This window comes from Arthrobacter sp. (assembly GCF_031179985.1).
Lineage (GTDB): Bacteria > Actinomycetota > Actinomycetes > Actinomycetales > Micrococcaceae > Arthrobacter.
This window is the reverse complement of record NZ_JAPSHJ010000043.1, coordinates 1-7,273: the sequence shown is the minus strand read 5'-3', so window position 1 is coordinate 7,273 and position 7,273 is coordinate 1. Positions and strand designations below refer to the sequence as shown.

Annotated in this window: 9 protein-coding genes; 6 read left to right on the top strand and 3 right to left on the bottom strand. The window is 61.5% G+C overall.

Features of this window, described 5'->3' with window-relative positions; genetic code table 11:
- Positions 1–82: 82 nt before the first annotated feature.
- On the top strand, positions 83–469 hold the full coding sequence (locus tag RIN13_RS16165; protein ID WP_309108355.1) for a VOC family protein: 387 nt from the start codon (positions 83–85) through the stop codon (positions 467–469).
- Positions 470–475: 6 nt separating this feature from the next.
- Here RIN13_RS16165 and RIN13_RS16160 read toward each other — a convergent pair whose 3' ends face one another.
- A complete protein-coding gene (locus RIN13_RS16160; protein WP_309108354.1) occupies positions 476–922 on the bottom strand; it encodes a MarR family transcriptional regulator in 447 nt (148 codons plus the stop codon).
- 118 nt (positions 923–1,040) lie between these two features.
- Between RIN13_RS16160 and RIN13_RS16155 the strand changes: the two genes are divergently transcribed.
- Positions 1,041–1,817 carry an MBL fold metallo-hydrolase gene (locus RIN13_RS16155; protein ID WP_309108353.1) on the top strand — a complete coding sequence of 259 codons (777 nt, stop codon included), beginning with the start codon at positions 1,041–1,043 and terminating at the stop codon, positions 1,815–1,817.
- 86 nt (positions 1,818–1,903) lie between these two features.
- On the opposite strand, the gene RIN13_RS16150 is transcribed toward RIN13_RS16155, so the two are convergent.
- Positions 1,904–3,217: a LuxR C-terminal-related transcriptional regulator gene (locus RIN13_RS16150; protein ID WP_309108352.1), complete on the bottom strand. Its 1,314-nt coding sequence runs from the start codon at positions 3,215–3,217 to the stop codon at positions 1,904–1,906.
- Positions 3,218–3,377: 160 nt separating this feature from the next.
- Between RIN13_RS16150 and hxlB the strand changes: the two genes are divergently transcribed.
- Both hxlB and hxlA read left to right on the top strand, forming a co-directional pair.
- Positions 3,378–3,977 carry a 6-phospho-3-hexuloisomerase gene (gene hxlB / locus RIN13_RS16145; RefSeq protein ID WP_309108351.1) on the top strand — a complete coding sequence of 200 codons (600 nt, stop codon included), beginning with the start codon at positions 3,378–3,380 and terminating at the stop codon, positions 3,975–3,977.
- 76 nt (positions 3,978–4,053) lie between these two features.
- On the top strand, positions 4,054–4,677 hold the full coding sequence (hxlA, locus tag RIN13_RS16140; protein ID WP_309108350.1) for a 3-hexulose-6-phosphate synthase: 624 nt from the start codon (positions 4,054–4,056) through the stop codon (positions 4,675–4,677).
- A gap of 70 nt (positions 4,678–4,747) precedes the next feature.
- On the opposite strand, the gene RIN13_RS16135 is transcribed toward hxlA, so the two are convergent.
- The gene (locus RIN13_RS16135; RefSeq protein WP_309108349.1) at positions 4,748–5,500 is read right to left on the bottom strand and encodes an RICIN domain-containing protein; all 753 of its coding nucleotides are present in this window, start codon (positions 5,498–5,500) and stop codon (positions 4,748–4,750) included.
- A 271-nt stretch (positions 5,501–5,771) separates the two neighbouring features.
- On the opposite strand from RIN13_RS16135, the gene arfB reads away from it, so the two are divergent.
- Together arfB and RIN13_RS16125 are read left to right on the top strand one after the other, a co-directional pair.
- Positions 5,772–6,194 carry an alternative ribosome rescue aminoacyl-tRNA hydrolase ArfB gene (gene arfB, locus RIN13_RS16130; RefSeq protein WP_309108348.1) on the top strand — a complete coding sequence of 141 codons (423 nt, stop codon included), beginning with the start codon at positions 5,772–5,774 and terminating at the stop codon, positions 6,192–6,194.
- A gap of 176 nt (positions 6,195–6,370) precedes the next feature.
- The gene (locus tag RIN13_RS16125) at positions 6,371–7,084 is read left to right on the top strand and encodes an SDR family oxidoreductase (RefSeq protein WP_309108347.1); all 714 of its coding nucleotides are present in this window, start codon (positions 6,371–6,373) and stop codon (positions 7,082–7,084) included.
- Positions 7,085–7,273: the final 189 nt, after the last annotated feature.

Below are 7,273 nucleotides of genomic sequence, written 5' to 3'. Positions count from 1 at the left end.
CGGTGGTGGACCTTCTGATTGGGCCCGCCGGTCAGGACGGGAAAGTCGATCAAGCCCCTCTCGGGGCAGTCAGGAGAGAGCTATGAATGGTCCCGCAGTGAATTCGGTGGCGTGGTTCGAGGTTGGCAGCGACAGGCCTGAGGAGGTCAGGAAGTTCTTTGGAGAACTCTTTGACTGGAAGTTCAAACTGAACTCCGACTTGGAGGGGGTTGATTACCATGCAGCTATAACCCCGGGAGCGCGGGGCCCGGTCGGTGGAATTTTCGATCACGCTGGCCGCTTCCCCGATTACGCTGTGTTCTACGTGCTCGTGGCAAGCATTCCCGAGACCATTGAGCGAGCCAAGGCGCTCGGAGGCGAGGTGCTCATGGAACCGGTTACGGATGCCGCCGGCGTCAGCTTCGCACGACTGCAGGACAATACCGGGCACCATTTCGGTATCTTCTCAATGCCCGCCCTGACGGCCTAAGCGAAGCTAGGCCGCCCGCCCGGTCTCCGAAAAGGCGCTGGCGCGCAGGAGCCGAAGGCTCAGTTCCATGCGTTCGAGTTCCGCCGCGCCCAGGACTGAGCGGAACCGCCGATCCAGTTCATCCTCAAATACCGGCAGGGCCTGTGAAAGCTTGATTCTGCCTTCCTCAGTAAGTTCCAACAGCGCCGAGCGGCGGTCATTTGGATTGGGAATACGCCTGCAGTATCCCGCGGCCTCGATGCGATCCACTACCTTGCTGGTGCCACCCACGCTGATGGCGAAATCGCCCGCCAGGTCCTGGATTCTCTTACCTGGAGCCTGCCCCAGCCGCTGCATTATTTCGAACCAGGTCAATTGGAGATCACACTCACCGCGCAACCGGGCGTCGACCACCGCCCACAACTCGGTCTCAAACCGCACGAGATCGTGGTACAGCCCCTTCAGATCGGGCATCTCACACCTATCCATCCACCCAAGTCGGCCACCCTTGCCTGACGGCAAGGGGTGGCGACGCATTTCAGTTCCAAGGAATACTTTCCGTGGAATGATTTTACCCCGCTAGGAGCATCGCATGACAACGACACACACCGCCGAACCGGACGTCCCGATCCGAGTGCTCAGTGGCCCTACAGTGGTCATCGACTACGCGGGCCTGCGCCTGCTGACCGATCCGACCTTTGACGAACCGGGCGAGTACCCAACTCCAATCCCAGGGTTCTCCCTGGTGAAGACCGAGCGCTCTCCGGCCAGCCCGGAGACTCTTGGCAAGGTTGACGCAGTCCTTCTGTCCCATGACGAGCATGACGATAACCTCGACCGATCAGGGCGGGAATTCCTGGCTCACGTGCCGGTAACCCTAACGACAGTCAGCGGTTCGCGGAGGCTCGGCGGCTCCGCGCAGGGCCTTGAGTTTTGGCAAAAGACCACACTTCAGGCGCCGGATGGGACGCTTGTCACCGTCACCGCGATGCCCGCCCTGCACGGCCCCGAAGGGAGCGAGGATGTTGCCGGCGACGTCATCGGTTTCCTGCTCACCGCTCCCGGGCACCCCAGTGTGTACGTCAGTGGTGACAACGCTTCCTTGCCCCTCGTTGAACAGATCGCTGCGCGGGTTGGGCCGATTGATATTGCTGTGCTGTTTATTGGCGGCGTGCGGCATAAACCAGTGCTTGATGGCGCGCTCGTCACCATGGACAACGCCCTGGCAGCCCAAGCCGCAACGCTGCTCGGTGCGCGTCGGGTCATCCCTGCCCACTTCGAAGGCTGGGCACATTTCCGTGGAGGACGTGAGGAACTCATCGAGGCCTTCACCAAAGCCGGGATCGCCGACCGGCTCACTCTGATGTGACGGGCCAGGCCCTCCAGTCAGCATCTGCTGGTCATCATCTACCCAAACGGATAGGTGGGACATCACGGAGCCCTTGATGACCCCGGTCAGCGCAGGCCGTGGCTGTGGGCCAGCGCGATGGCCTCGGTGCGGGAGCCGACGTCGAGCTTTTTGAAAAGGTTCCGCACGTGGAACTTCACCGTGTTCTCGCTGATGTTCAGAGCCGAGGCGATGGTGCGGTTGCGTTTTCCGGCAGCCAGATGCTGAAGGACTTCCAGTTCGCGGGCGGCGAGATTCCAAGCCGCCACATCACCTGCCGGCTTTGACGGTGGATCCAGCGGCAGGGTGACGCTGACGTCCGCGCCCCAGCCAGCCATGACATCGATCTGCATGCGACCGGACAGTGCCTGGACCCGCCGGTCGAGCCGGCCAATTCCGGGGTCCTCCGCAGAGATGGCCCCCAGTCCGTCGTCGCGCACGTTTATTAAGAGATTTTCACCGTCGCAGTCCCACTGCGCCCGCACCCGCCGGACCTCAGGCTGTTCCATCATTGCAAGCAGCAATCCCCTGACAATCGCCCTCGCCGCATGCGCAATCTCGCCGGGCAGGGCCCTCCCGCCCAGAGGCGGCTCGATGAACTCGACGTTGATGCCGCTGAACCGGGTCAGTGGCCTAAGATCCTCCCGCAGCCGCTCAAAGGCTCTTGCGACCGGCTCCTCGACGAGGTCAGCCGTACGGTCGCTGAGCGTGCGCAGCCCGACCAGCGCCTTGGCCGTCAGCGACGTGACCGTTGTGCGCGCCACGGCATCGTCCATTGAAGTTGACCGCAGCGCCGCGAGGAGTGTCTCCAGGGTGGTGGAGTGCTGGTCGACCAGTTCCCCCGTTACGCGTATGCGCTCGGCGGATGCCGCCCGGGATTCCAGTAAGTACGACGGCGGAGCCTCCCTGACCTTCTCCTGAATCCGTTGCGCGGCCAGCTGCCATAAGTACTGAACCAGCTCCAAACACGCGTCGGCCTCACCCTCGTCCTTGGAACGGCAGGGATAGGTGATGACGAGCAGGGCGTTGCTGGGCGCATGTTTCATGGCGAGAACCGGCCGGTGCTGCGCCGCTATCTCAGCATCCCCGTACCAAGGATGATCGTCCGCCAGGGATGCGCGCAAATTCTGAAGTTCGGGGATGGAAATCCGGGAGATTATCCCTTTCTCCCCAGCCTTCTTCTGCGGACGCCCCGTGCAGTCTTCGGTGAAGATGACCAGCGAGCTGCCGCCTGAATATGGCAACAAACCGTCGAACAACCGCTCGGCGATGGTTGTGAGGGGAGCTTGTGCCACAGCCATTACCGCGCGCAGAACGGACCACATCCCGTCGAAGGGGAAAGGTGGCGGCGCTGATACGAGTGACTGCCCGGATGTGCTCATCCCAACACACTATCCGGAAACCGCTGGCTATCCGAAAGTATAGCCAGCACCATCACAAATCATCGTTACGCCTATCCCCCATCATGGGCAGGATGAAAGCAGACGAAAGCAGCGCATCGAGCCCAATACCGCCGATGACGAAACAAGGAAACCCAATAACGTGAACCCAAACACGGCTGGTGCAATCACAGTGGCAGAAACTGTCAGCACTATTGCCTTTAACCTGTCCCTCGTCCGGAATGAGATTGCGGACACCGCCGCGCAAATAGATGACAGGCAACTGGCCGGACTCGCGCTGCACATAGGCCAGGCGGAGCGGGTGTTCGTCGCGGGGGCAGGCAGGAGCGGACTCGTACTGAGAATGGCGGCCATGCGGTTGATGCATCTGGGCCTGACTGTCCATGTTGCCGGGGATACCACCACCCCTGCCATCAGCTCCGGCGACTTGCTCCTGGTAGCGTCCGGCTCCGGTACCACGTCAGGGGTAGTCAAGGCGGCAGAAACAGCAGCCACCGCTGGGGCCAGGGTTGCCGTCTTCACCACCAACCAGGGATCGCCGCTGGCCCTGCTCAGTGACGATCTGGTCATCATTCCGGCCCAACAAAAGACCGATCACAGATCCGGGGTTTCCCGTCAATACTCCGGCAGCCTGTTCGAGCAAGTGCTTTTCCTCGCAACCGAAGCCGTCTTCCAGACACTCTGGGGGAACGCTGACGTGCCGGCGGAACAGCTCTGGCTCCGGCACGCCAACCTCGAGTAGCCCCGGTCATTACGTTCACCTCTTCTCCAGCCAGTCTCTGCATCACCGTAATTCCAAACAGAAAGAAAACATCATCATGAAACTCCAAGTTGCTGTGGACCTTCTCACAGTCGAAGACGCCCTCGAACTGGCCGGCAAAGTTGCCGAATACGTAGACATCATCGAGCTCGGCACACCCTTGATCAAGGCAGCAGGCCTCGCTGCCGTTACCGCAGTCAAGGCTGCCCACCCGGACAAAACCGTCTTCGCCGATATGAAGACCATGGACGCCGGCGAGCTGGAAGCGGACATTGCCTTCAAAGCGGGCGCTGATCTGGTGTCTGTTCTTGGCAGCGCAGACGACTCGACCATCGCCGGCGCAGTCAAGGCTGCCAAGGCACACAACAAGGGCATTGTGGTGGACCTCATCGGTGTGCCGGACAAGGTCACGCGAGCCAAAGAGGCCCGCGCCCTGGGTGCCAAATTTGTGGAGTTCCATGCGGGCCTGGACGAGCAGGCACAGCCGGGCTTTGACCTCAATGGACTGCTCAGTGCAGGGGAAGAGGCCTGTGTTCCCTTCTCTGTGGCCGGTGGCGTGAACCTCAGCACCATAGAGGCTGTGCAGCGGGCTGGTGCTGACGTAGCCGTCGCCGGTGGATCCATCTACGGCGCAGCAGATCCGGCTCTCGCCGCCAAGGAGTTGAAGGCTGCAATCGTCTAGCACACGCGCAAAGTTGGTGCGGGTCTTCAGGGAAGAACCCGCACCAACCGGATGTGTTTTACGATTTGTCCTAACGCATCGTCCACTGCTGGTTGGTCTGGCTGCTGCAGCTCCAGATCACCACCCGGGAGCCGTTTGCGGTACTCCCCTGATTTACATCCAGGCATTTGCCCGATTGCTGCCCGAGGAGCTGCCGGGTGACCTGGTTGTACGTCCACTTCTGGTTGCCGCCTCCTGTGCAGGACCATTGCTGCACGACGGCACCGTTGGAGGTTGACTGGGCTTTGACGTCCAGGCACTTGCCGGAGTGGGCATTGACCAACTGCCCGGAGGAGTCGAGAGTCCAGTTCTGGTTCATGCCGCCATCGCAGGTGTAGATATCAACCACTGCGCCGTCCCGGGTATCGGAGCCGAAGAGGTCCAGGCATTTGCCCGATTGCGCCCCCAGGAGGGTCTTCGCCTGGGGCTGAGGCTCTGCCACAAGCTGCCAGTCCTGCGAACCGTCCGTGGCAGCATTCTGCAACGTTAGCGGCGAGCCAGCGGCAGACCCTGTGGCGGCAGATCCTGTCAGGTACACATTGGTGTTCTTTATTACTTGGAAGCGGACGTAACCATTGCCGTTATCCATGAGGTTCCACAGGCCCGGGGCGCTGTTGTCGACCCATTGGCCGATCCGTTGCCCGACCGTGGCGCTTCCAGTCCAGACGGCGGCTTCACGCCCGCCCGATTTGTTCAGCAGCGTCTCGTTGCCATCTGCCTTGGTCACTACGTGCCAGTACTGAGTATCGGGGTTCTGCGCTGCGCCGGAGTTTTCCAGGACCACGTCCGGGACGTTCGCATTGCCGATGTTGGCATCATTGGTGTTGTTTCCCGTGGCGATGACCTGGCCGGCCCCTCACCACGATCCGTGTCGACTTCGCCACGCAAGGGCGCGCAGCAGTCCACGAACTTCTTGGGCAGATCAATGGCACCACCCATCTGCCGGGGCTTCAGAGCTCATTTCACGGCGGTCCACTGGCCCTGCTGCCGGAACACCCGGCTAGCACTCCGATGCGGGTGCTTCCATTGCGCCCATGTTGTGCGACGCTGGTTGCATGGATCTTGAGGTGTTGCCCGCGCTCACGATTCCCACCTCGGAGCTCAACTGGCGGTTCTCCCGTTCGTCGGGTCCGGGCGGCCAACACGTCAACACTTCAGACAGCCGCGTTGAGCTTTCGTGGAATGTCGCAAACTCTGCAGCTCTTTCGGATTCTCAACGGCTGATGCTGCTCACGCGGCTCGAGCGACGCCTCATCGACGGTGTGATCACAGTGACAGCTTCTGAGCGGCGCTCCCAATTGCGCAATCGCGAAATCGCACTGGCCAAGCTTTCCGACCTCGTGGCAGAGGCTCTTGCTCCCGAGGCTGCTCCCCGCCGGGCAACCAAACCCACGCGGGCATCGAACCGCCGTCGCCTGGCCGCAAAGGAACAGCGGGCCGCGACCAAACAGCAGCGGAAGCGGCCGTCGGCAGAATAAAACCGATCAGTTGAACCCCACGGGAATTTAAACTGATTGCACTCGGTTATGAGTAGAGTCATCACGGCGGGGAGGGAATGATTATTCGTTCCGCCCGGAAAAACCGACCAACGGTGGCAGACTCAATCTCCGCAGCGGTCGCTGCGGAGACAACTCATAACCAGAAAGTTCGTGATATGCCTTCACTCAATGGAGCAGTCGTCCTGGTCACCGGAGCAAACGGCGGCATCGGAACCCATTTCGTCCACGATGCCCTCGCCCGCGGCGCGAGCAAGGTCTACGCCACCGCCCGTACCCCCCGAACCTGGGACGACGAGCGGATTGTCCCGCTCACCCTGGACGTCACCAATCCCGCTTCCATTCAGGCAGCTGTCGAGGCAGCGGGCGACATCACGGTGTTGATCAACAATGCCGGTGCGTCCGTGGCCAGCTTCGGGATCCTCACGCACACGGATGAGGAAATCCGGAACAACGTGGAGACGAACTTCCTCGGCCCGCTGTTCCTCGCCCGGGCCTTCGCACCGATCCTCTCAGCGAGTAACGAATCCGTCATTATCGACATCCACTCTGCAATGAGCTGGTACGCCGTCGGTGGCATTTACAGCGCCACCAAGGCAGCCCTTTGGTCGGCCACCAACTCTCTGCGCCTGGAACTCGCCCCCGAAGGGGTCCACGTCGTGGGCGTCCACGTCGGATGGGTGGACACCGCTATGGCGGCGCACAGCACCGATCCCAAGACGGATCCGGCCGATCTGGTGAGCACCGTCCTGGATGCAGTCGAAGCAGGCGAATACGAGGTTCTCGCGGACGAGACATCCGTGCAGCTCAAGGCCGGACTCAGCGCCCCCATCGAGGCTCTGTACCCGCAACTGGCCCTCACCAAAGCCTAGGAGGAGCGGAAGGGCCGTGGTCATGACTCAATGTCCTGACCACGGCCCCACCACTCCCGCTTCAACCAAGCCGCCAAGGTTGGCCGGCGCCGCTATCGGTTTGTATCGTTTTCACGCGCCCCATCCGGCTTGCTGGCCGCCGACGCGGTCCTCGTTGATTTTCTTCTGGTAACCGCTGGCCTTGAACGC